The sequence below is a fragment of the Pseudoclavibacter sp. AY1F1 genome, from assembly GCF_002931075.1.
Classification (GTDB): Bacteria; Actinomycetota; Actinomycetes; order Actinomycetales; family Microbacteriaceae; genus Pseudoclavibacter.
On record NZ_PSTQ01000004.1, the window covers coordinates 149,286 to 173,489 of the forward strand.

The 24,204-nt window shown below is 62.3% G+C and carries 24 protein-coding genes and 1 tRNA gene; 16 read left to right on the forward strand and 9 right to left on the reverse strand.

The window, feature by feature from the left end:
• Positions 1-2 precede the first annotated feature (2 nt).
• The 6 genes from C5B85_RS08955 to C5B85_RS08985 all read left to right on the forward strand — a co-directional run bounded on the left by C5B85_RS08955 (position 3) and on the right by C5B85_RS08985 (position 6,108).
• Positions 3-311, forward strand: coding sequence for a hypothetical protein (locus C5B85_RS08955; RefSeq protein ID WP_104285680.1), 309 nt, complete (start codon positions 3-5; stop codon positions 309-311).
• Positions 312-489: 178 nt separating this feature from the next.
• The gene (locus C5B85_RS08960; protein ID WP_146077906.1) at positions 490-1,542 is read left to right on the forward strand and encodes a DUF6177 family protein; all 1,053 of its coding nucleotides are present in this window, start codon (positions 490-492) and stop codon (positions 1,540-1,542) included.
• 445 nt (positions 1,543-1,987) lie between these two features.
• Positions 1,988-2,350 carry a DUF6507 family protein gene (locus tag C5B85_RS08970; RefSeq protein ID WP_146077907.1) on the forward strand — a complete coding sequence of 121 codons (363 nt, stop codon included), beginning with the start codon at positions 1,988-1,990 and terminating at the stop codon, positions 2,348-2,350.
• A gap of 2 nt (positions 2,351-2,352) precedes the next feature.
• The gene (locus C5B85_RS08975; RefSeq protein ID WP_146077908.1) at positions 2,353-4,722 is read left to right on the forward strand and encodes a hypothetical protein; all 2,370 of its coding nucleotides are present in this window, start codon (positions 2,353-2,355) and stop codon (positions 4,720-4,722) included.
• Positions 4,719-5,243, forward strand: a complete 525-nt coding sequence (locus C5B85_RS08980) for a hypothetical protein (RefSeq protein WP_104285685.1) — start codon at positions 4,719-4,721, stop codon at positions 5,241-5,243. The genes C5B85_RS08975 and C5B85_RS08980 overlap by 4 nt, the downstream gene beginning before the upstream one ends.
• A gap of 244 nt (positions 5,244-5,487) precedes the next feature.
• On the forward strand, positions 5,488-6,108 hold the full coding sequence (locus C5B85_RS08985) for a zinc ribbon domain-containing protein (RefSeq protein WP_146077909.1): 621 nt from the start codon (positions 5,488-5,490) through the stop codon (positions 6,106-6,108).
• Between the two features lie 216 nt (positions 6,109-6,324).
• Here the strand turns inward: C5B85_RS08985 and C5B85_RS08990 are convergent, their stop codons facing one another.
• From C5B85_RS08990 to C5B85_RS09010, 6 genes are all read right to left on the reverse strand, one after another.
• Positions 6,325-6,771, reverse strand: coding sequence for a hypothetical protein (locus tag C5B85_RS08990; protein ID WP_181064360.1), 447 nt, complete (start codon positions 6,769-6,771; stop codon positions 6,325-6,327).
• 202 nt (positions 6,772-6,973) lie between these two features.
• The gene (locus tag C5B85_RS08995) at positions 6,974-7,261 is read right to left on the reverse strand and encodes a helix-turn-helix domain-containing protein (protein ID WP_104285688.1); all 288 of its coding nucleotides are present in this window, start codon (positions 7,259-7,261) and stop codon (positions 6,974-6,976) included.
• Positions 7,262-7,437: 176 nt separating this feature from the next.
• Positions 7,438-8,607, reverse strand: a complete 1,170-nt coding sequence (locus tag C5B85_RS09000) for a hypothetical protein (RefSeq protein WP_104285689.1) — start codon at positions 8,605-8,607, stop codon at positions 7,438-7,440.
• Positions 8,608-8,777: 170 nt separating this feature from the next.
• A complete protein-coding gene (locus C5B85_RS18955) occupies positions 8,778-9,476 on the reverse strand; it encodes a hypothetical protein (RefSeq protein ID WP_146077911.1) in 699 nt (232 codons plus the stop codon).
• A 366-nt stretch (positions 9,477-9,842) separates the two neighbouring features.
• Positions 9,843-11,759, reverse strand: a complete 1,917-nt coding sequence (locus C5B85_RS09005) for a hypothetical protein (RefSeq protein WP_181064361.1) — start codon at positions 11,757-11,759, stop codon at positions 9,843-9,845.
• Positions 11,760-12,014: 255 nt separating this feature from the next.
• Complete coding sequence (locus tag C5B85_RS09010; RefSeq protein ID WP_104285690.1) at positions 12,015-12,779, reverse strand: hypothetical protein; 765 nt, start codon at positions 12,777-12,779, stop codon at positions 12,015-12,017.
• A gap of 127 nt (positions 12,780-12,906) precedes the next feature.
• Here C5B85_RS09010 and C5B85_RS09015 point away from each other — a divergent pair, with 127 nt between their 5' ends.
• The 4 genes from C5B85_RS09015 (at position 12,907) to C5B85_RS09030 (ending at position 14,589) form a co-directional block, all read left to right on the forward strand.
• Positions 12,907-13,209: a hypothetical protein gene (locus C5B85_RS09015; protein WP_219819383.1), complete on the forward strand. Its 303-nt coding sequence runs from the start codon at positions 12,907-12,909 to the stop codon at positions 13,207-13,209.
• The gene (locus C5B85_RS09020; protein ID WP_104285691.1) at positions 13,210-13,497 is read left to right on the forward strand and encodes a hypothetical protein; all 288 of its coding nucleotides are present in this window, start codon (positions 13,210-13,212) and stop codon (positions 13,495-13,497) included.
• 234 nt (positions 13,498-13,731) lie between these two features.
• On the forward strand, positions 13,732-14,376 hold the full coding sequence (locus C5B85_RS09025) for an MT-A70 family methyltransferase (RefSeq protein ID WP_104285692.1): 645 nt from the start codon (positions 13,732-13,734) through the stop codon (positions 14,374-14,376).
• Positions 14,377-14,388: 12 nt separating this feature from the next.
• A complete protein-coding gene (locus tag C5B85_RS09030; protein ID WP_104285693.1) occupies positions 14,389-14,589 on the forward strand; it encodes a hypothetical protein in 201 nt (66 codons plus the stop codon).
• 443 nt (positions 14,590-15,032) lie between these two features.
• Here the strand turns inward: C5B85_RS09030 and C5B85_RS19380 are convergent, their stop codons facing one another.
• The gene (locus tag C5B85_RS19380; protein ID WP_219819384.1) at positions 15,033-15,233 is read right to left on the reverse strand and encodes a hypothetical protein; all 201 of its coding nucleotides are present in this window, start codon (positions 15,231-15,233) and stop codon (positions 15,033-15,035) included.
• Between the two features lie 405 nt (positions 15,234-15,638).
• On the opposite strand from C5B85_RS19380, the gene C5B85_RS19385 reads away from it, so the two are divergent.
• The 4 genes from C5B85_RS19385 to C5B85_RS09050 all read left to right on the forward strand — a co-directional run bounded on the left by C5B85_RS19385 (position 15,639) and on the right by C5B85_RS09050 (position 20,202).
• Positions 15,639-16,958, forward strand: coding sequence for a type IV secretory system conjugative DNA transfer family protein (locus C5B85_RS19385; protein ID WP_219819385.1), 1,320 nt, complete (start codon positions 15,639-15,641; stop codon positions 16,956-16,958).
• Between the two features lie 232 nt (positions 16,959-17,190).
• Complete coding sequence (locus C5B85_RS09040) at positions 17,191-17,922, forward strand: replication-relaxation family protein (protein ID WP_219819386.1); 732 nt, start codon at positions 17,191-17,193, stop codon at positions 17,920-17,922.
• Positions 17,923-17,939: 17 nt separating this feature from the next.
• Entirely contained in the window at positions 17,940-18,356 is a 417-nt protein-coding gene (locus C5B85_RS09045; RefSeq protein ID WP_104285696.1) for a hypothetical protein, read from the forward strand.
• Positions 18,357-18,447: 91 nt separating this feature from the next.
• Positions 18,448-20,202, forward strand: coding sequence for a recombinase family protein (locus tag C5B85_RS09050; RefSeq protein WP_181064362.1), 1,755 nt, complete (start codon positions 18,448-18,450; stop codon positions 20,200-20,202).
• Here C5B85_RS09050 and C5B85_RS09055 read toward each other — a convergent pair.
• Positions 20,165-20,241 (reverse strand) — tRNA-Pro (locus tag C5B85_RS09055). The genes C5B85_RS09050 and C5B85_RS09055 overlap by 38 nt on opposite strands.
• Positions 20,242-20,368: 127 nt before the next feature.
• Positions 20,369-21,151, reverse strand: a complete 783-nt coding sequence (locus C5B85_RS09060; RefSeq protein WP_104285698.1) for an acetoin reductase — start codon at positions 21,149-21,151, stop codon at positions 20,369-20,371.
• A 284-nt stretch (positions 21,152-21,435) separates the two neighbouring features.
• Here C5B85_RS09060 and C5B85_RS09065 point away from each other — a divergent pair, with 284 nt between their 5' ends.
• A complete protein-coding gene (locus C5B85_RS09065; protein ID WP_104285699.1) occupies positions 21,436-22,677 on the forward strand; it encodes a helix-turn-helix domain-containing protein in 1,242 nt (413 codons plus the stop codon).
• A gap of 121 nt (positions 22,678-22,798) precedes the next feature.
• Positions 22,799-24,061, forward strand: coding sequence for an MFS transporter (locus C5B85_RS09070; RefSeq protein WP_104285786.1), 1,263 nt, complete (start codon positions 22,799-22,801; stop codon positions 24,059-24,061).
• Positions 24,062-24,204: the final 143 nt, after the last annotated feature.

Below are 24,204 nucleotides of genomic sequence, written 5' to 3' on the forward strand. Positions count from 1 at the left end.
GCATGTTCACGAACCAGATGGATCGCAACGACTACAACATCGGCTCGTCGGAAGCGACGCAGGCGAACTTCGAGCAGGTCGCCTCTCGGCTCGAATCGGCGCTCGACCGCCGCGACGCCGATGTGAAGCAGGCAATGGCCGACTACCAGGCCGATGGCGTCTCCGAGGAGTACGCGCACCTCGAGCAGCAGTGGAACTCGGCGGGACAGCAGGTGCGCGACGTCATCGCCGCAATCCGTAACTCGCTCGTCGAGAACGACGACGTCGCACGCCGCGCCCTGTCGGCGGCGCGCGCGTCCATCCCCGGATAGATCGACTCCGGACGCATGTGAGGCGGTGGGACCCGGCGCGGATACCCACCGCCTACTTCCGTGAACCCGTCGGATTTTCGGAGCGTACGCAGGACCGTGCGTGCGCACCGGGCACTACTCCCCCAGACGTGCTGCCACTCGGGGTCTTACGCTGGCACTGATTCGCATGGGGGTGCGCATGGTGCAGAAATCGCCGGAGTTCAACCGGGGGCTCGTATCAGCCGCGCGTCGGTTCGCGCTGCCGCCGCAGGGTGTGGCGCCAGATGCTGGCGGGAAGCTTCGGGTGCAGCATCCACTTGTCTCGCACGTCGGGTCGGATTTCGTGGTCGCCGAGTCAGACGCTCGAGTGCTGCACGCCAGCTCGATGCGTCTCGGGTTGATGCGCGCCGCGGGGGAAGCCGGCGCACGTGTCGCGTGGGTGACGCCGTCATCAAGCTCTCTGACGCTTGGCATGCTCCGCGCGATGCGCGGAACGGGTGGTCGTTGGATTGTTCGTGATCCCGAAGGGCTGCGGTTCGCGGGGACTGGCGTCGTTGTGTCTTCACTGGACGATGTATTCAGCGGCCCGGAGGCATCGACGGTGATCACCCTTGCAGGCGACGCCGAGCCTGGTGTTCCCCGCACACTCTTTTCGCTGCGGATCCGTCACAAGCCGACGTCGTCGTTGCTGCTCGGGGGCACGATCGAGCTGCTCGGTGGAGTGCTTGACCGGAAGCCGAGCGGTTGGGGCACGTCGGAGCCTGCGCTGACGGGGTGGAGCCGCGGCGGACTGACGGAGTTCCTACGTGCGCGGGTGCCCGCGCCGACCCGACTGTTCGTGGAGGGTGAGGGACTCGTTGCGACGACGTCGGTGCGGCGTGGCACTGGGGCCATGCTCGAGGAGACGCATCTGTTGCTGGAGGGTGAAGCGCTGCCTCGGGAAGCGGAGCGTGTGCTGCGCCGGCTGGAGCAGCAATGCGTGGTTGTGAAGGCGCTCGGATCCGTTGATCGCGGCAGTGCTGACTTGACGACCGGTGCTGGAGTGTTCGTGGCACCTCGACTACTTGTGAGCGTCGCAGCGGGGGCTCCGCCTGTATCCCCGACGGCGGATGGACCTGCGCCTGTGAGCCGCTTCGGCACGGTGGGGTCAGGTCGTGTCCTGACGCGGTTCGATGCCCCTGACACAAGCGATGCGCGGAAGTCGGCGGCGGCCAGACTCGACTGGCAGTCGTGGGCGGAGGACTCGGAATGACGCGACGTGATTGGGCTCTGCTCACGGTGAACCCAGTGTCAACGCAGGCCTGCATCGCCGCGGCAGGAATCGTGGACCCCGAGATCGTGGTGGGTGCACTGTGGAGCGGCGGGGGCTTCTACGTGCAACAACCATCGTCGCGAGCCGAGCTGACATTCGTACAGTCCACGCGGATCGGTTCCTGGCCCTCGCTTGGCTCTCTCCTGCCTGCTGGGTATGCCGATCGCGCCGAGAGCGCGGGCGCGGCGTGGTGGACAGAGATCCATTCGAATGGGTGGGAACCGGGCAGGGCCGAGCTACTCCTCGCTGGGATCGCTCGACTGTCCGAGGGCTGGGTGGTGCCGCTCGGTGGCGGCGACGGGGAGTTCTCCCCGTTGTAGGAATGCCCGTTCGCTCATAGGTTGATTCCTGGACCGCAGGGATCGGTCCAGGCGAGGGGGCGTTGGTGTCGGAGTATCGGATCTATCCGGATGGGGTGCTGGGCGTCTTGCAGAAGCTGCAGGCACCGAGCGAGACACTTTCGACGAACGCCTCGTTGTTCCCGGGCATCGCGGAGTCGCTAGCCGGGGCCTGTGACGATCAGGCGGACCTCGCGACCGCGATCAACGCGTTCGTGTCTGCGCAGCTGCAGCAGAGTGGCGTCGCGGGCAACCATCTGGCTGCTGCATCCCTGGGCACCCAGGAAGCCACGACCGTGTACGTCAACGCTGGTTACGAGATGGCTGACGGCGTGCAGACCGCGCAGAACGAAGCGCTCTCCGCCGCGTCCGACGGCGACTTCGACTACTTCCTGCCCGAGGGCGAGTAGCCGTGGTGGATCTGCGCGGGCGCTTGGATCCGGAGTCGATTCCGGGCACGAAGCTCGACACGGACACGATCGCCGATCAAGCGGCAACTTTGGGCTCGACGGGCGCCGCGATTGGTGGTGCGGGTGCGGACGCAGCGCTGGAGTGGCAGAGCATGGCGACGCACTACGTCGCACCGGAAGGCGACCTGCTGCTGGGCCTGATGGGCCCGGTGGAGACGATGACGTCCGCCGTCAGCGCTGACACAGGCACAGCGCAAGGAGCGTTGGCGACGTTCGCGGACGAGGCGGCGCCGATCGTGAAGAAGCTCGTCGATCTCAAGGTCGCGGCGTGGAACTTCCTCACCAAGACCGAGTACGGCATCACGATCCCAGGCGACAGCCCCTACAACATCTACGAGAAGGCGAAGCCGAAAGGCAAGTTCTCCCCGCCACCGAGCGCTGACGACAAGCCGGAATCGGTGCATCTCGACTGGGACCAGTACCAGCCGTGGGTGGACGAGAACGAAGAACGGCAGACGGACGTGACGACGCAGGCGACGCTGCTGGCGGAGAAGGTCGCAACCTGCATCAACGCGCTGCTGCCGATGGTCGAGACTGTGCTGGGCGAGGAGATCCCCGAGTACGTACCAATCGACTATGCGGAGTTCGAAGCAGAGGGCGGCACACTCCCCTGGGGCGTGGATGTCCCAGATGCGTACACCGACGGCATCCACTTCACGACGGGCCTCCTGGAGAGCCTGGCCGAGACGATCACCGGCCTCGGCACCCTCGTCCTCGGGTTCAACGCAGAGACTGGCGGTTTCTTCGACGGCTCTGTCTGGGGTCCGTCGTGGGTGAGCACGCTCGCGCTGGCTGGTGCCCTCGTCGTGCAACCCCTCGACGATCTCCTCGACGGGCTCCAGCAGGGGAAAGTCGACGATGACTGGCTGGATGGTGCAGACAACGGGCTCTCCACCGTTGTCGGGGATGAGGCGTGGAAGACGACCTGGGAAGGTTTCGTCGGCACTCCCGAGGGCTGGGAGACGAACCCTGCCCAGGCCGCAGGCTCGCTGACGTTCAACGTCGCGACGGTGCTGATCCCGACCGGTGCGGGCGCTGCGGCGAAAGCGACGGCGTTGGGCGAGAAAGTCTCGTCGGTAGCCGCGAAAGCTGCGGCCGCAGCTGCCGACGCCGGGGTCCCGGCTTCCCTTTCGGTGAAGCTCGGCCAGGTGCTCGCCGACGGACTCCTCACGGTCGGCGGCGGCCTCACGAAGCTCGACGACGCGTTGAACGCAGCGCTCGAACCGTTCGCGACGGCCCTGGCGAAGGCAGACACGAGCGTCGCCGAGTTCGCCGCGTGGGTGAAGTCGCTCCCTGAATTCCAAGGACCTGACGGGCAGCTGGCTGGGGTGCCGACCGGGATCAAGCCCGACGCGCCGTCTGGCGGGAAGCCTGATGCATGGACGTCAACGGCGACCTCATCTGACGTTCGCTCGCCGGAAGCCTCAGCGCCGGCACGAACTCCGGGGTCACCGAGTGGACTGCTGGACGAACACGGCGGCGTTCGTGATCCCGGCGGGCGTGGGCCCGACGGCGACGGCGACGGCGACGGGAAGCCGGATCTGCGAGACCCGGACGGGAACGTCCGTCAACCCAAGCCAGACGGCAGTCTCGACGATGCGGGTACTGGAGGCGAGTGGAAGCCGCAGGCCGACGGCAAGCCGGTGGATGTCCCCGTCGGGGCACCGGAGAAGCCGGTCTTCACCATCGACCCCGACTCTGGCATATCGCCGGAGTACCAGGCTCGCATTGCCCGCTATGAGCAGCTACTGAACATGCGCGACGCGGACGGCAACTACGTCTACGACGAGCATGTGCGGGCGGCATTCCGCGGCAACATATTCAACCTCGAGAACTATGACCGATACCCGGTGCCTGAGCTTCATGTTACGCAAAAGGGGTCCTCGTACTACAACCGCATCGATTCTTGGGACCCCAGCGGATTGATTGTCGAGCGGAAGAACACGCAGCTCGCCGAGGTGCAACCCTCGACTTGGAAGTCATTTCTCAACGAGATCAAGACTAAATACGCGACCGCGAACGATGGAGTTCTTGTTGCAGATACTCCGACGAATCGCGCTGACCTTGTGGCAGCGGGGCTCGATCCGGATAAGTACATCGGCAAGCCACTGCAAGGGCAGCAGGTTCTGGAGGTGCCAGTTCAGAACGGGCCACCACCAGCAGAACTGCTCAAGCTCGCGGACGACAAGGAAATCCAGGTCAAGGACGTGTCAGGCACCGAGTGGGTAGTGTCGGATGATGGCCGCACCGTCACGGCGGTGCAGGAAGACGGCACGAGCCAGGACTACCCAGTGGAGGGGATGAGTACGTGATCGAGTGGCGATTTTGTGGCGAGTTCAATACGTGGCGGCAGGATGCCGTCACTGACGAGTTGTCGTGGATCGACGAGCAGGAGGCGCGGCGGCGCTATCAAACGGTCGGGGAACGGTTGACAGTGGTACCCCCGGTTGATGAGACGACAGGCATCGTGCCATATTTCATCGTCATTACGCCGGGCGAGCATCCATCCTTCACTGTCGTGAAGCAGCTCAGCCCTGCGTTCGGGGTCGGAGCGCGAGCATCGGACGTTTGGTGGAAGGGCCTTGGTGACGGCCGTCTGTTCGCTCACCTCGCCACGGTGTACGAGTACGGACCGTACAACCCGAAGTTGCCTCCGAAGATGTACAGGCACGTCGCGAAAATCGAAACAAACAACCGCGAAGATGGAACCGGGTGGGTCAACTTCATCGAGTCCAACCCTCGGTCATTCATGAGCGCTGAACGAGACAGTATTTTCCTGGACGACCTCTATTCGACCGAGCCCACATGGGGCGAGTGGGACGCGCTCGTCTGAGCAAAACCGTCGCCAAAGGTCGCGTCACTCGCTGCGAGGGCGGTCTCGAACAGAATGCTCAGCTTCTGTGTTGGTTTCTCAAGTCGTGTGCGTAGATGCCCCGAGGTCTCAGGTCATCGAGAACAGCACCATCCCTCCAAGCCGTCACAGCACTTGCAAGTCGCGGCTGGCAACGCCGGAGCCGAAATGTCGGAGGCTGCTCGTAGCCTGCTGGTGAATCACACTTCACCCAAGGAGCACTACCTTGACAGATCGAAACACCTGCCCGAAGTGCCACGAGTACTACGCCGCCAACAACTCATTCTGCGGGAACTGCGGCCAGGCGCGATACCCGTCGGCGACCGTCGATCAGAGCCATAACCAGGGCGGCACGAACATCGTGGCTGGACGTGATGTCACTCTCAGAGACGAGGATCGCTGGGATACGCGCATCCGGATGCATATGGACCGTAGCAACCAGCGGCGCATCTGGCCGGCTGATCTCGTGTCAGCAGTCTCCGGCACCATCGCGATCCTGAGTTTCTTCGGGGCAAGTCAGCTCCCGAGCACGTTCCTCTGGCCTCTGATCGCAGTAGCATTCGGAAGCACTGTCGTCCTGTATTTCGCCTTCGCTGCCGGAAACGATCTGCGTGCGCATGGGAGCCACGTATTGCCCTTCGGCTTGGGCGTGCTTGAGCGCACAAAGGACGGCGCCAACTGGCTGACCGAACCGGTCGCCGCGTGCCCCTTGTGCCCTGCGGATAAGCAGAGCGTCATGCGCGTTCAGCGCTCCATAAGGGGACCAGTGTGGGTCTGTGGACACACAGCTCAGCACGAGATTGGTTTCGACGGAGCCCAGCTCCCGCAGCTCATCCCCGGAGCGTAGGAGAGCAGCCACCGACACAACGCCAAAAGTACTCGCTACAACCACGAAACAGCGGTCAGGAAAGCGTCACCAGCTTGCACTGAGAACATCGTGGGAGCGATTGCAGGTCCAGGAGCACGAGGCATCTCGGGCACCTGGGCCAGCCGATCGAGGCATCTTCATCCATGACTCAACCGTAGCCATGGACGCACCCCTATGACCGCACTGTGGATAACTTCAGCCCAGCTCGCCGCGGTCCTCGGCAAGATCCACGTCGACGATGGAGCGTGCGCCAAGCCACCCGCCGAGCATCAGCACGAGCGCCGTGCCACTCAGTATCCCGTCAAGGACACCGGCTGGGAGCATGAACAGCATGAGGGTCATGGTGACCGCACAGTTAATAGCGGACAACGCGAGTCCCCACAGGCGATTGCGCCAGAGGCCGATCGCTCCGATGAGCCTCAGTGTCCCGAAGATACCGCTCATCGCCATCATCAAGTACAGGTTCTCGTTCAGGTAGGGCAGCGCGAAGATGTCAGCGCGGTCGATGACCGATTGCTGGGGCACGCCAGATGCGAGCAAGGCGATGAGGCCGACGAAGACAGAGAGTTCCATCAGCACGCTCTGCACAATGAGGAGGACGGCTGCCAAGCGAAGGCGTCGAGCACGAGAGCTTGAAGTCACGTAGTCAACCTAGTCAGCTGCAGAAGCGCGCGGGCGAAGCCGCACCGCTCTTGGCGTGCGGCGTTCGTGGATCCGGCCGTATCCCCCGACTTCTGCACCTCTACAAGCCGAGGTTCCGACGCTCGTCCAAGCGCATCGAGAGCACCTGATCTCGGCATCACAGGGCCTCGGCTGGACGTACGTGTTGTGCCGCGTCGTAGACCTACAGGTCACCGTCTGGCCAGGCGAGCTGAGCAACAGAAGGCAACAGCCCGGCGACCTCGATGCCTAAGGCCTGGGAGATTCGGGCCAGGACCTTGATCGATGTATTGGCGGGCTGATCCTTCTTCCAGAAGCCGCGCTCAATCTGCTGGTAGTGCGTCCGCGTCAGGCCCGCAGCATGCGCGAGAGCCTCCTGCGTGAAACCGCATGCCATTCGCTGCCGTTGCAGGTTCACACCCAACTCGCGCGCATAGGCCTCCCACGACGATGGGGCAGGCGCTTCTGGCATTGCTCAACCGTGGCAAGCCATTGGACTTACGTCAGCCAGATATATCCGGCATACTATTTCTGGCTGGAATTATCTGGCTACGAGACCTGCGGCCCAACCCCAGACAGGGAACGGCGAGTGGGATACCGACAAGGAGGAAATCATGAGCGGTGGAGACGGATACGCACTGAGCACGCCTAAGCGGCGCGGTCTGAGCCTGCGGCGAGCGTGGGCTGCGCTTCGACTGGCATTTGCGACTCGCTAGCAAGCGACCAGACAAAAGACACTTCTGCCTGCGGCAGGAGCCAGCCGTCCACGTCGATCGTGACCAACTTGCCGGGAGTGACTTCCGGCAGACGCGAGACACGTGGGCGGCGCGCGCTTGAAACGAGATCACTGACACGCATCGTCGCGATGTCGGTGTCCGTGTAGTCGAGCGAGAGGGTGAGACCTCGAGTCGGCTGGACGATAGCGACCGCGAGCATGTGCCCACTCTTCGACGTGATCGTGCGGTACACGTGGCGAATCCGAACCGGCTTGCCGTCGCGCACAACATCGTCGCCAATGTTCACACTGTAGACCTGGCTGCTTTTCTTCGCCGAGCGCCGGATGCGGCGCGGTTCACCGTCAACGCTGAACTCGAGAAGCTCGAACGAGCTTTGATCACTGGCCACGAAGCCGGGGCGAGGCGTCATGAACCAGGTTGAGGTAGACGGCACGTTGGACACGAGATCATGAAATTCCTCGCGGTCAGACGTGCAGGTGAACTTCTTGACTGAGTGACTTGGCACGACGGTGTACTCCCAGGTCACGGTCACCGCAAAGGCGGGTAGGCCAGCACGAGGAACACTGGTGTTCCTCTCATCTATAGATGAGAGCCGGATACGAACATCGACATCGTGCCACCGCTCAGGAGCGCGGATGGCATTGTCACGGAGGTCAGCGTAGATCTCGCGTGCGAATTCGCTGTCCGCAAGCCGCAGAGCGAGGGCATTGCTAGCCACGCTGTCCAGAAGTTCTGGAGTAGCAACTCGTTTGAGGTCATCAACGTTCACTGCGAAGCCCTCGACAACGGCGTCGCGAAGCTCCGGGGCTGCTTCAGCCAAAACTCGGCGCAGACGTTCGGTGTCGCGAAATTCTCTGTCTTTGCCGTCGAAGTAATCCCAGACGATACCGAGAAGGCCAGCTCCAAAGAGAATGCCACCAAGCTCGCCCAGCGGCCAGAACGTAAGCCACAGCCAGTCTGGATTCTCAGCGAGGGCCCTCGCTATCGTCAGCAACCCAACACCGACTCCGAGCGCGAGTACGGCCACGATCGTGACTTTGAGCTGTTGGATGCGGTCGAGCGAATCGGGGTTGTACTTCATTGCTGAGCATAATTATGACTGAAGAGTGCCCTTTTGCCAACCCGTACTAATCAATCGTGCAAAAAATGCTTTCAACACTTGAAGACGCTCGTCAACCTAGCCCGATCCTGATAAAGCAGACGCCCCGGCCGGGCCGCAGGTGAGACTAATGCGCAATCGCTCTTCACCCTTTACGACAACGTTGCGACTTGCACTTCTATGTACTCAGTGTGAGATGCCCCACCTGCATCGACGTGATCGACGGCGATTTGCACGTTATCAACTGGAGTTGAGAAATAGAGCAGTTCGCGCCAAACGCCTCCTGGCGCCAGAAGGCCAGGCGGAGTTTCCGAGGAAAACTGTGGGGCGACACCATGCAGAGTCGAGATTTCGACAGACTGAACCGTCGCATCAGTGGAGCTAACATTCTTGAGGAGAACATAACCGACCTGCCCCGAACGTTGAATTGAAGCACTGAAAAGCGAACCAACATACGCTGGCACCTCAGGCAAGTCATGTTCGTTCTTCAAGGCCAGATCTGTGAGAACGCGCTCAAGTAGGGAACTTAGCGAGCTTTTTGTCTTGTAGGTACCCGTCAAGTAACCGCTTTGCTGCAGAGTCTTGACGTATTCATCGACCTGAGATCTTCTACTAAGATCTTGATTTGTGGGAATTGGAGAGTTCTTGACCCAAACATATGTTGGACGCCCGGAATTTCTGACTAAATCGAGCTCGTGGACACTGTTTGGCACAGAGTCAGAACCAGGAGCACCTAAGGTTGACCAAAATATGGCAATGCAAGCATCCGCCCCGGCAATCGCACTAGCGTCGATCAGGTGCTGAGCCCCGAGGGAATCATGGCCACCATGCGGGAGATCAAATTCCCACATGCGGGGAAGAAAGAAACACCTGAGCCTGGCGCCATTTCGTGAATTCCAATCACTGAAAATCTGAGGAATAGACTCCCTATCCCGCTTCAGATCCCCGGGTGAGGCAATAAATACTTCGAGAACGTTGGCTTGATACAAAGGCCTTCTGACCCCTAGGCCGGAAGTAGAGAGTCGATATAGTCAGACGCCGCATCATCTGGGACCAATATTAGACCAGATTCCATGGCTTGATCAGCAAGCTTTCGCAGTAGTTCAAGATTACGTGGCGTCAAGTCGTATTCATGTTCACCAACGAGCAAATTTGTACGTTTTTCGAAATTTTCCATTGCTTAGTTACTCCTTCTCAGTTGATTGTATAACGAAAACTTAATTAATAGAAGACTTACCAGGATCACTTCCGCTATTTACCGCCCTTGCCAGTTGAATATGAACACCCGCAGCGACAATGACTTCCACGCCCAACCTCTCCACTTCTAGTTCAGGAATGACGATCTGATGGTCATATCCCGGAGGGTAGTCCACAAACGTGGCTCGAATCGGCGCCGACAGCTCGTCCCATTCAATTGCACTTCCGATTTTTGCAGCACCCATCCTGTCATTGAGCCCTCTCTTGCGGGCAACCGGTGAGAACAAGTCGGCGAGCCTCCGCGATGCGATCCCCGCAAAGGGTACAAAGTTCACCATGTGACTATTGATGGAAGCATCATTACTCGGAAATACACTTATCTCTTGTGAGTAAAGCGACTCAGCCATACTCTTCCCATAGGGCTCTACGTAGAAAACATTATCAATTCCGAACGAGACCAGATTTCTGGCACACTCGTGACAGGGGAAAGTCGTGACGTACATCGAACCACCAACGACCCCGACACCTCGCCGGAAAGCATCCGAGAGAGTTGCCATCTCAGCGTGCACACTCCTACCAAACTCGATGAGATGCATGATCCTTGTGTTGTTGAAGGACTCAACTCCAGCTAAACCTGCCACAGCCTCCTTGACTGGCGCCACCCCCTCCTCCGGGAGGTAGCTCTGCAACGAAGTCAGCCATTCCACTGCTTCGGGATAGTTCTCTTCGATAGCGCCAAGCGTGTGTCGCCATTTTTTCGGAGTGAGCAACACGTCCAAGAAAGAACGGATGGCATCAATTCGACCCACATCACTGGGGTCGAAACCATTGATGTGGTCTCGATGATCTAATCCATCGTTTTCTCGATATGGGCCACCATTCGGCTTTGCAACCTCGTTCCATCCGATCGAAACTACAGATCCATGGGAATCTACCAATGCAGCACCGACGCTCCGTCCGAGAGACACCGATGACTGCGCAGCTAGGAATGCAGTGGACATTGCGCTCTCCTCGGTGGTCGGAGCACCGAACGGGTAGGAGAAGAGCTGCATCACTAGTCGCGTGATTTGTGCCGTAGCGACACGGTCAATCTCTTTGTCTCTTTCTCGTGCAGGATACTGTCGCGTCTCGGCTCGAGATCTAACGAAAAGATCCGCGAGCTGGAAAGTGTCGTCCACATTCAGACGAGTTTTGGGATCGAGGTACAGCATAGAACTCTTGATGCCAGCATCAATTGCAATAAGATCGCGCGCTAACGCAGTGGGGTTTACAGAACTCTCAACATCCTCATCTGTGTCAGAGTGACCAATATCTGTTGACACTTTGGATCGAGGACTCTTGCTTAGTTCCTGCCGATAACCTTCAACCAGATAGTCCAGGCGATCCGCGCGACGTGCGTTCGCAGCGATGAGAAAAAATCGACTCCCATAAACCGATCGCAGAGTGCGAACCTCGGCAGGATGCATAAGGTGAGTAATGATGTATGCCACACCTTTTTTGCCACCCAGGACGGCCTCCTGAGTGAACTGCTCCCGTTTTTGATTTATTTCCAGCACCGCGAGCTTCCCCACGATAGCAGGATCAAGAAGTCGCAATGTATCGCCTGCACGCATCAGTCCTCTGTAGGAGGAAAACACGCGTTCACCTTCGGCGCTAGAAGTTGACGGTAAACTATTACCGGTGACGTCCCTGTAAGCTCTTTCGATTAAGTTAGAGAGCTTAATCTGCCTTACGGCATACCCAATCTTCTCCAAATCCAGCTTCAAGGCGTTCACAATGGAACTCGTATGGGTACCAATCGGTCTGGATATGGCGAAATAAAGCGGGTGGCGAGGAAGGGAAGAAAAATCATCTCGTTCCGCCGCTCTTTCTGCGCCGAAGGACAGCTGCGGTGCGCGCGCACCCTCGACGTTCGTCGTCGCAGTAGGCTTCTCCATGCCGATGGAGTCTACCGGCAGGGTCGTACACTTCCTCGATCGTGTCTGCGTGTCGATTCGGGAGCTCTCGCCGCTTTTGACATACTTCCTGAGCTTGCGGGGGCGCAGCTTTGCTTCCTGTCCCTGTCCTCGCCGAAATTTGGCAGCCGTGCTAGGGCCTCGAGAAAGTTGCATTGGCCGTTCCGAACTCTTGGTGACACGTATCGACACGGGATCACGCCGCCGCGTATCGTCCACCGTCTCGACGCCCACGGTTCAAATGGGGAAGCTTTTGAAGTCCAGGTCGACCGGCATCGGTCCTCCTGGCCACGCTCCCCAGAAGATTGTTGCCTCGGTCATGAAGTTCCGCTGCGTCTGGATCTTGGCTGCAAGGCGGACGTCTGCGAGCTGGGTGGCGAGGACCCACTGCGGCCAGACGCCCATCCGCCACTCCACATCAATCTTGAACAGCCACTTCGCGCCCCGCTGGAGCCTGAAGCCATCGACGTTCTGAAGCGCCTGAACGTAGCCGGTGTCCTCGTCGGGTTCGCCGAACTCGAAGACGAAATCGTCGAGCAGCTCATCGTTCACCCACACGGCCGGTGGCCGGTACTCCGACTGAGGATCGATGTTCAATGCGATCGTGCACAGCACCCGCTCCCCGAATTGGTACATCGTCAGGTGCCCCCATGGGCGGAAGAACAGATCCTCGTCACGGAACAAGGTGGCCAGCTTCGCAGCGCCTCGGTCGCTGCGACGGAGCCCGGTGCGCTGGTCGACGTGATGGAGAGCGGCGTACGCGTCCAACCGTTGGTTCAGGGATTCGCCGTCGAGTCCAACGCCGCTGCTTTCCAGGTAGGCACGGATATCGCCCTCAGGTTCAACGGCGTAGCGCTTGAACATCTCAAACAGCGTCGCGTGTGCCTGCTCAACGCTTCCCATACCCACGACGCGAACTAACGCTTCGCAGAGCGCGATGCGCTCGGGGACGAGCGCCCCAGCTCCTCGGCGCAGCTCACGAAGTTCCTTCACGAGCTGCATACGGAGCGGATCATTTTTCATCCCCTGATCGTGTCAGTTTCGTGTCAGTGACCGCTACGCCTCTTTCCGTGAGGCTCGAAGTACCCCAAACAACCGGGGCTCGCTCCTCCGAGAAGGGACAGAACTCATGTCGAACAATCAGATGGTGCCGCTGTTCGGTGGACACCGCACGCAGCAGGGCAAGGTGCTCAGCACCGGCATCGCCAGGGCCGCGAAGCGCGAGGTGGAGCAAGTGGCTGCTCGAGCCGAGATTGCGGCCGTGACGGAACAAGCGCACGCGTTCCTCGCGTCGCAGGCCATGACGAACACAGCGACGCTCGTGATGCAGGCGGAGGCGCAGATGAAGATCGCGCCCGGTGGTGCTCAGTTCTACGAGGCCATCATCACCGGGTACGCGCTCGGTGCCGGTCAGCGAATCGCGAGCCTGTAGGTGAGCTTCTGGGACGCCGTCACGCTCATCGTCGGAGTCGCGGCAACGCTCTTCGGGCTCTGGGTCATCGTGACGGTGCTCGTGGTCTTCGTCCTCGACACCTACGACGACTGGAAGGCTGCCCGGGTCAAGCGAATCGAGGCAGAGCTCGACGCCCGAGCCGAGCGAATGCGCGCCACCATCCTGTCCCTGGCAGACGACCTCGCCTCCGAGCGGGACGATGCCTCGCGGGAGCTCACCCGGGCCATGTTCCTCGCCACAGGGCGTACGCCGGAGCCGAAGGCATAGCTCCACTCCTCGTCGAGTGCGGTGTCGTTGCAGGTTCTACAACACCGGCTTTCGCGGCACCGCCCCGACGCGCTCATCTCTGAACGGTCCTCGTCGCTTCGCTGAACCAACTGCTGTCTTGGGGTCTTCACGGCTCGCAGCGGGTGGTCCGTAATGGGCGCTGACACCGCTACCCGAGCTCTTCGGGCGCTGCTTTGTCGCGTCAACTTTTACCTCGAAAGGAGGAGTCTCTTCATGGACTCTCACACCACCCACAATCACCCAGATAAAACTCCGCTGCCGGGCAGCTTCAAGGCGGTCCTTGCGGATCCGCCCTGGCAGCTACAGCAGAAGGGCACGCTCGGGGCTGCCAACCACTACGACCTCATGACCGACCAACGCATCCTCGGCATGGGCGACGCCCTCAAGAAAATCATGGCGGAGAACTCGTTCTGCTTCCTCTGGGTCACCACCGCAACTGTCCCACTTGGCATCCAGGTGCTGGAGGCGTGGGGTTTCAAGTACACGAGCTTCTACTTCTGGGCGAAACCGCGGCTCATGCTCGGCAACACCTTCCGCAACTCCGGCGAACTGCTGCTGCTCGGAGTGCGCGGGAAGGGGACGAAGGTCGCGTTCAAGGGCCAACCAAACTGGGGCATGCACCCGCTGCAGCAACACTCTGCAAAGCCAGAAGAGGTGCACCACATCGCCGAGCGCCTCGTCGGCGGCGACGGGCCGTTCCTCGAGTTGTTCGCCCGTCGTCCCGCTCCGTCCGCCAAGCACTGGGACATCTGGGGCAACGAGTGCGATGCGACGATCTCGCTCGCGAAGTGGGGCTACCCCGTCCCCGCAGACACCAACACGGAAGCAGCCACTCGGTTGCAGGACACCACGGCGTGAGGGGCGTGAAACATGCCGGACAACACCAGGCCGCGCTCGCTCGCGGAGAAGTTCTGGACGACCTGCCTGTACGTCTTCGGCGGCGTGATCCTGCTCACCCTCGCGATCGAGGTCGTGAAGAACATCTGGGTGTATCTCCTCATCGGTGCGGTCATCGTGCTGCTCATCACGGTCGGGATCTGGTGGTGGCGACGCCGCAACGGCTGGAACTGAAACCCACAACCACCACGCGGAAGGAAGGTCGGTCATGAAACGACCGAAACGCGAACCCGCCAAGCGACACCGCATCACTCCGGTCTGGCGGGCAGAGCTCGACAGGGAAGCGCTCGCGAGAGCTCTCCTGCTTCTCGCGATGCATCTTGACGAAGAGGACCCCAAGCCTCATAACCAAGGGCAAACAACAGCAACAGACACGAACACAGACACAGAAGGGGGTGGAAAACATGCACACGAATAAAAACTCGCCATGGGAATGGCGAGAACTGACCTGGCCAGACGCCCTGTCCCCCGGGCAAGCCCACGACGCCCTCGAACACCTGGCCTCGTCAGCCTCCCTCGGTCCCGTCGTGCTCGAACTACGGGCCACGAAATCCGGCCTCCGCTGGCTGCTCGCCGCGCAGCCCGCACGAATCCTGGAAGTCCTCTCCACGCTGAGCTCACACCTGAACCTCCGGGCACACACTCCTCGTCGCACCCGGCACGACGTCGAGCACGCGGCCGCGCTCCGGATCGTAGGGAACGATCTCTCGCTCGAGAACACCCGGATCAGCGCTGCCGTTCGTGGCCTCTGCGGGGCACTGTCCCGTCTCCGAGAGGGCGAGGAGGTCGTGCTCCAGTTGCTTCTGGGGACGCGTCACCGGCCCCCGGTCCGCCAAAAGGAGTCCGCACAGGATTGGCTCCGACTACTCCTGGTCGGTCCAGCCCCGACACGGACGCCGTCCGCATCGCAGCGACACCGCAGCAGCCAGCACGGCTTTTCCCTCACGCTCCGAGTCGGTGCCAGCGGCACGACAGCTCCCCGAGCACGGCAACTCTTCGGGGACCTGAGCGGCGCTCTGCGTGTTCTCGAGACGTCAAGTACCAGGCTGCGTCTCACGGGCGACACCGCCCGACAGCTCACTGAGGCCAAAGCTCCGTGGCGCTGGCCCCTGATCCTCACCAGCGGAGAACTCCTCGGGCTAACGGGTTGGCCGATCGGGGAACCACCACTCCCCATGCTCGGCAGCATCCACCCGAGGCAACTGCCACCACCAGCCTCACTCGTGCGCACGGAACGGATTATCGGCACCGCCGTCGCACCCGGACACGGCGAACAGGTCGGTATCCCGATCCGGGACGCCGCCTTCCACACACACCTGCTCGGCCCGACCGGTTCAGCGAAGTCAACCGTCATGCTGTCACTCATCACGGCGGACATCGAAGCGGGCAGGGGCGTGCTCGTCCTCGACCCCAAAGGGGACCTCGCCGACCGCGTGCTCGACCACGTACCAGACCACCGCGAACAGGACGTCGTCGTCATCGACCCGACCAACCTCGCGCCCGTCGGGTTCAATCCGCTCGCGGGCAAGGCCCGGGACGCTTCCGTCACCGCGGACACGCTCCTTGCAACGTTCGAGGCGGTCTTCGCGAAGAACTGGGGCATCCGCTCCGCCGACATCTACACGGCCGCGTTCAACACCCTCGCCCAAACCCCGGACGCGAACCTGCTCTGGATCCCACCACTCCTGACCGACCCCGCGTTCCGACGCAGAGTTTTGAAGCTGATTGACGACCCGATCGGGCTCGGTGGCTTCTGGGCGCAGTTCGATGCCAAGACCCCGGCGCAGCAGGCCGAGGAGATTGGGCCGGTGCTCAACAAGCTGCGCCAGCTCATCCTCCGACCAGGTTTGCGTGCCGTACTCGGTCAGAGCCAGCCGCGATTCGATCTGAACGAGTTGTTCACGCAGCGGCGCATCGTCGTCGTGAACCTCAACAAGGGGCTCCTCGGGTCCGACGCTGCGCGCCTGCTCGGCACGCTGCTCATCGGGCAACTCTGGACGAAGATCCTCGCCCGGCAACGCTCGGGACTTGAGCACCGGCACATCGTCGGCATCTACATCGACGAAGTCCACGACTTCCTCGCAGGCATCCCCGGTGACCTCTCTGACGCGCTCGCCCAAGCAAGATCACTCGGAGCGGCCTTCACGCTCGCCAACCAGTATCTGAAGCAGTTCACGCCGGCGATGCAAGCCTCGGTCGAGGCGAACACGCGAAACAAGATCTACTTCGGCCTCGGTGGCAGTGACGCCTCAACGATCGCTAAGCACACGCCAGGGCTCGACGTGCAGGACTTCCTGCTGCTGCCGAAGTACCACGCCTACGCGAACCTCATGCAGAACGGCAACTCGACCGGATGGATCTCCATCGCGACCACACCACCACGGCCCGCCAGCAGCGATGCAGCCGCGATCTACGCCGTCAGCCACGAGCGATACGGCGTCCCAGCAAGCGACACCGAACAACAGATCCGCGACCTCATCGCGCCCACTACAGCCGACTTCAGCGACAGCGACGACGGACCGATAGGGAGGAGCAGACGATGAAACATGCCAGGAGTTCGAGACGAATCGGGAGACGATCCGCCCCACTGAACAAACCGGGACAGCGCCGCCAGACCGCGGCACACGCCCCGCATTTGGACGTGACTGACCCCTCCACTTGGGGTCCCCACCCGGCCGCATCGCTTTGGAGGCCACGACCATGACCCACAACGCACCGGCCCCAGCTCCAGCTCCAGGACGCTCGCCCGTTCAAGTCATGTTGATGAATTTCTTGTTGAAATTCAGATTCGCAACAACACCACAACTCGCACGCCTCGACCACCAGCGCTACGGCAGCCGTGGGTCCGCCCTCCGGCAAACCACCCGCCACCTGGCGTCGCTCGAAACTGCCGGCCTCGTCCTGAGGCTCGAGCGGAGAGTCGGTGGCTGGCCAGGAGGCTCCGGCCCAGCCGTGTGGGCGCTCACGACCAGCGGCTACCACCAGATCACTGGCACGACGGGCGCTCGCCAACGACCGCGATTGCTCTCGACTACGTTCCTGGAGCACCTGCTCGCCGTCACCGAGACCCGGGTCATCGTCGCCGAAACGGTCCGCGAGATTGACGGCGCGAGCGTGCATGTCGAGCATGAACCGGAGTGCTGGCGCACCTACCTCGGCCTGCATGGGCAGCGGCTCACCCTGCGCCCCGATCTCCGGCTCGAGATCACCACCCAGGAGTTCCGTGACAGCTACTTCCTCGAGGTCGACCGAGCCACCGAAAATCCCGCCCGGGTCATCGCAAAGTGCAGGCAGTACCAGCGGTACCGCCGCACCGGCCAAGAACAGCAGAGGGCGGGCGCCTTCCCAGCCGTGCTCTGGATCGTCCCGCACACCAAACGCCGAGACCAGCTCAATCAACACATCCGACAAGCCGAGCTCACCAGCGGCATGTTCCACGTGCGCACGCTCGACGAACTTCCGACGATCCTCCGAGACGGACCACCAACCTCAACAACTCATCCCTAAGAAAGGAGACCACACCTATGAATCCTGAACACAATCCCTACTCACGAGAGGAGTACACGCCGTCGGAAGCTCAAGACGTGCACTCACGCTTCGTCCCGAAAACGCGACACGAAGCTAGGGAAGTCGAACGTCTCAGCGAGCAACTCGGACCCGCCTTCGACATCTACCTCGAACATGTCTGGAGAAACACGGCCGTAGTCGACATGGAAGCCGATTTCGAGAACCTCTACTGGGCTTCCTACGACCGTACTGAACACTTCGTCGACGACTTCATCGAAAGCCTCGGCTGGGAAGACGCACGCAAGCAACTCATCCAGGACTGGGCTATTCCCGCGAACGTCCTCGTCTTCGACCGACAAGCAGTCCTGGGCAACCTCGATAACGACTACGAGTTCATCCGACGAGACGGAGTCACCCATGTCTTCATCGCCTAACCGGGGTGACAATGCACAGCCTGTGGATAACTCCATGCGGAGCGCTCATTTCGCACTGGACTCAAGTGGGGAAGAGAGCGTCAATGGGAGCATGCCCACCTCTCCATACACCGCACACCAAGCACCCAGCGCAGCAGTCGATCCCTTCGCGGCGCTGACCCAGTCGTTCACGCCGAAGCGCGCCGTCTCGTACTTGCGTGTCTCCACTCGCGAACAAGCGGAGCGCGGTGGCAGGGAAGAGGGCTTCTCGATACCGGCGCAGCGTGAGGCGAACAAGAAGAAGGCACAGTCCATGGGCGCAATGGTGGTCAAGGAGTTCGTCGAACGCGGCGTCTCAGGTACGTCAACGAATCGTCCCGCGCTCCAGGAAATGCTCCGCTACCTCGAAGCAGAACAAGGCAGCATTGACTACCTCATCGTCCACAAGGTCGACCGCCTCGCTCGCAACCGCGCCGACGACGTCGCGCTGAACGCTCGGTTCGACAACTACGGCATCCGGCTCGTCTCGACTAGCGAGAACATCGACCAAACCCCCGGTGGACTCCTGCTACACGGAATCATGTCCAGCATCGCGGAGTTCTACTCCAAGAACCTGTCCAACGAGGTCAAAAAGGGTATGGACGAAAAGGTTCGCTCAGGCGGCAGCGTGGGTCGAGCACCCATCGGCTACCTCAACGTACGGGAAGTGCACGAGGGACGCGAAGTACGGACGGTCGAGGTCGATCCAATACGCGCACCGCTGGTCACCTGGGCATTCGAGCAGTACGCCACAGGAATCTACAGCGTGCGCTCACTCACGACAGAACTCATCGCACGAGGGCTGACGATGCTCCCCACCGCAAAACTCCCGGAGAAAGCCGTCGAGACCCGGCAGGTCCACCAGATCCTAACCAACCCGTACTACCTGGGCCTGGTCGTCTACAAAGGCGCACAGCACCCGGGCAACCACAACGCCCTCGTTGACCCCGGAACGTTCGAGAAAGTCCAGCGCATCCTGAAGAGCAAGATCAACGGGGAACGCAACCGACAACACCCGCACTACCTGAAGTCCACGCTCTACTGCGGACAGTGCGACATGCGCATGATCGTGCAAGTTGCCAAAGCGCGAACCGGCGACGAGTACCCGTACTACTCCTGCCTCGGACGGCACTCCAAACGAACAACCTGCGACCTGCGCTCGATCTCCATAGTCACCGTGGAGGACCTCATTCAGGAGCAGTACGACCGACTCGCACTCCGACCCAGCCACGCCGACAGCCTCCGTCGAGTACTGCTCGCAGAGCTCCGGACCTTCACGAAAGACACAAACCGCCAACGAGAGACGCTGCAAACGCAGAAACTAGAGATTGAACGCAAGCAGCGCAAGCTCCTCGAGGCCCACTACAACGACGCCATCCCCATCGACATGCTCCGCACAGAACAGCACTCTCTGGACTCCGCGCTGAACAACGTCACCCGACAGCTCGAAGCCCTCAACACCGACCTCGACGACCAGGCTCGCCTCATTGACCAAGCCATCGATCTCGCCCAACACAGCGCTGACGCCTACCGCCGAGCACCTGACCAGATCCGCCGGCTCCTGAATCAAGCGCTCTTCGAACGCATCGAGGTCACTATGACCGACGAAGACGACCATCGCGTCCAGGCCATCGTGGCTGTCCCGTTCGCAGAACTACTTGGCGCAGGCTCACAGAGCCGAACCGACGTCAAAGCCTTCAGCCGAAACGAAGAACTCCCCGCCAGTGATGGCGGGGAGTTCCCATGGTTGCAATCTGTTTTTCTTGCCCGTGTTTCTAATACGAGCACAATGGTCGGGCTGACAGGATTTGAACCTGCGACCCCTTGACCCCCAGTCAAGTGCGCTACCAAGCTGCGCCACAGCCCGTGGCTTTCGTTTTCCGCGAGGACAACTCGACCATCCTAGCGGAACCTGGGACCTCCGCGCACCACCGTGTCGCCGCCGTGTCGCCGCCGTGTCGCGAGCATCGCTGTGGCGCGCGGAGCCACCCCTGCTAGTTGTAGAGCATCCCGCCGTCGACGAGCAGCACCTGGCCGGTCACGTAGCCGGCGTTGGGGCTCGCGAAGAACGAAACCACGCCCGCGACGTCCTCTGGCGTCTCGATGCGGCCGAGCTGGATCGACTCGACATTCTCCTTCAGGTTCTGGCCAAGCGGCTTCCCGTTGATCTTCGACAGCTCACTATCGATGAGCTCCCACATACCCGTGCCCACGATGCCGGGTCCGTACGCGTTGACGGTGATACCGTGCGTCGCGAGCTCCTGCGCGGCGACCTGCGTGAGGCCGCGCACCGCGAACTTCGACGCCGAGTACGCCCCGAGGATCGGGAAGCCCTTGATGGCCGCGATCGACGCCGCCGAGATGATGCGACCCTTCACGCCCCGCTCGATAAACGACTTCGCCGCGGCCTGGATGCCGTAGACGACCGAGTTCACGTTGATCTGGAAGATCTTGTTGAGTTCCTCCTCCGTGACCTCGAGGATCGGCTTCACCTGCGCGATGCCGGCGTTGTTGACGATCACGTCGAACCCGCCGAGCTTCTCAAGCGCCGTCGCGACGGCCGCTTCAACGTCTGCCTTCTTCGACACATCCGCCGCCACGAACACGGCACGGCGACCGAGCGCTTCGATCTCGGCGACTACCCCAGCAGCCTTCTCCGCCTGGAAGTCGAGGTCGGCAACCACGATGTCGTAGCCATCCGCAGCCAGCTTCAGCGCGATCCCGCGCCCAATTCCCTGACCCGCTCCGGTGACAAGCGCGACCTGTGTGACGGTCATGACAACTCCTAACTCGAGGTGCGGCCGAGCAGGCTTCGCCTGCGACCGCTGAACGACGCCACGGTAAGCGCGCATCCACGCTGCCCGCGAAGGCACCGGATGCTCGCCTCGGCTCCCCCGCGGCACCCCGCCCGAGGACACCACACGCAACCCTCGGCAACCCCTGACCACCCCCTCCAGGCAACCCGCACGCGAATGGGGTTGAATCGACTCCTGGCGCCCCGACTCCAACACGAAGCCAGCAGACGCAGCGACGCGAGCCGGTCCGCCAGAAAGGCGACCGCATGACGCTCCCCCTCGAAGCGGCGTTCCCCTCCACGTCCGACCTCACGTCTTACTCGCGGCTCCTCAGCGACGTCTACGACGCTGAGTTCTCAGGCGAACGCGCACCGGCGCACCCGCGCGACATCATCGCCGACTCGTGGGCACGACTTCGCCGCCGCGGAGTCCGACCGAGTCGCGGGCCCGCGAGCGCAAAGCACGCCGAGCCCGCCTCCACTGAAGCCACCGCCGCAAGCGAGCTCAGCTCCGACGCCCTCCTGCTGACCTCGCTTATCCGCGCGAACCTCGGCCACCTCTCGACCCTGCTCCGCGACGACACCGCCGTCCTCGTCGTCAGCGACCGCCACGGCCGCATCGTCGCCCGCAGCGGCGGCGCGCAGATGCTCTCCCGCGCCGACGACCTCGGGTTCGTCGAAGGCGCAGCGTGGGGCGAGAACAGCGTCGGAACAAACGCCATCGGCACAGCCCTCGCCGCCCGCCGCGCGGTGCAGGTACACGGCGCCGAGCACTACTCCCGATCGCAGCACCTCTGGAGTTGCACCGCAGCCCCAGTCCGCGACCCCAGAAACGGCCGAACCCTCGGCACCGTCGACCTCTCCTTCGAAGTCGCCGACGCGCACCCCATGTCGCTCGGCCTCATCTCACTCCTCGCTCAGGCGGCGACACACGACCTCCGCGAGCGCCACCGCCGCGACATCGCAGCCCTGCGAGCCGCGAGCTTCAGCGCCACCCGCGAACTCGATCACCCGTGGGCCGTCGTCGACGAATGGGGTTGGGTTGCCGTCTCGCACGGCGTCGACGTGAGCTCCCGTATCCCGCTCCCCCGCGGCATTCAAGCAGGCGACACCTGGACCACCCCATCGGGCGAGGTACTGGTCACGGGGCTCGACCGGGGGTTCCTGCTCGGCCCGGCACGCGCATCCACGAAACCAGCGGATGCACCAGCGAAGACCTCGATCACCCTGTCGGCAACGGGCACGGGTGCGCTTGTCGAGCTGCGCACCCCAACCGGCTCGCGCGAAGTGCGCATCCCTTCCCGCCAGGCCGACATCCTCTTCCTCCTAGCCGCCGCACCCCGAGGACTCACAGCTCCCGAGCTTTCCACCCGCCTCTACGGAACACCGGAACACGACGTGACGGTGCGAGTCGAGATCAGCCGCCTGCGCCGCCACCTCGGGGACGTGCTTGTCGCTGCCCCATACCGGTTCGCGCCTGGCATCCTGGTCACTGCTGCGAACAGCTGACCCACCGCATCTACCCGCCCAATTGTTCGCACAATCGGCTTCCTGGGAATAGCCTGGTACCTGCGCAGCGTTGCGAACCCAGTCACCGAACTCAGAACCAGAGGTCCGCAACATGCAGGTCATGCCCGAACTCACCCCCTTCCGGCGAGGGATCGCCCTCTTCGCGCTCGCGCTCGGAGGCTTCGGCATCGGCGTCACCGAGTTCGCCACCATGGGCCTGCTGCCCGACATCGCGCGCGAACTGCTGCCCGGCTTCGAACAGAACCCGGATGCGGTGATCGCGCAGGCGGGCATCCTCATCTCCGCCTACGCGCTCGGCGTTGTCGTCGGCGCCCCCGTGTTCGCGGTGCTCGCGGCGCGCATGTCGCAGACGAAGCTCGCCTTCTGGCTGCTCGGCATCTTCATCGTCGCCTCGGCCGCATCCGCCCTGATGCCCGACTTCGGCACGACCGCGGTCATGCGCTTCATCGCCGCGCTCCCCCACGGCGCGTACTTCGGCGTCGCCTCGCTGCTCGCCGCCCGCATCATGGGCCCAGGCAAGCAGGGCCAGGGCGTCGCGCTCGCCCTTTCCGGCCTCACGATCGCCAACATCTTCGGCGTGCCCCTCGCGACCTGGCTCGGCCAGGCCAGCGGCTGGCGCTACGCGTACATCCTCGTCGCCGCCATCTTCTTCGTCACGTTCCTCCTCGTCTTCTTCTTCGTGCCCCGCTACCCCGGCAACCCCGAGCGCAGCGCCATGAAGGAACTCATCGCGTTCAAGAACCCGCGCTTGTGGATCATGGTCGCCGTCGGCGCCATCGGCTTCGGCGGCTTCTTCGCCGTCTACTCGTACATCGCAGAAGTCACGACCCGCGAGACAGGCCTCGGCGCCGGCATCGTGCCGTGGGTGCTCGCGACCCTCGGCGTCGGCATGACGCTCGGCAACCTCATCGGCGGATGGGCCGCCGACCGCAACCTCACGCGCACGATGTTCGTCGGCTTCGGCTCGTTCATCGCCTCACTCGTGTTCTACAGCCTCATCGCCTCGAACCCGGTCGGCCTGTTCATCGCCGTCTTCTTCCTCGGCCTCACCTCGTCGTCGCTGCTCCCCGCCATCCAGTCGCGACTCGTGCGCATCGCCGACGAGGCCGCACTCCTCGGGGCAGCCATCAACCACGCCGCCTTCAACGTCGGCAACAGCCTCGGCGCGTGGCTCGGCGGCATGGTCATCGCGGGCGGCCTCGGCTACCTCGCGCCCGGCTGGGTCGGCGTTGTCCTCGCCGTCCTCGGCATGGCACTCACCGCGCTCGGCGTCTCCGTCGAGCGACGCGACAAGCGCCACTCGCTCGACACGACCGGCCTCCGCACCATCCCCGCAGCCGAGCGCGCCGACGTCGGAGCCTGAAGTACCGATCGCTGCCCGGCGTTTCGCCCTCTGAGGTGACCTTCAGAGGGCGAAACGCCGGGCAGCGATCACTAAGGGAGCCCAGGCCCGCGACGGGCAGCGTTCAGCGCGCCGGATCATTGCGCAGCGACGGCCCACCGCCG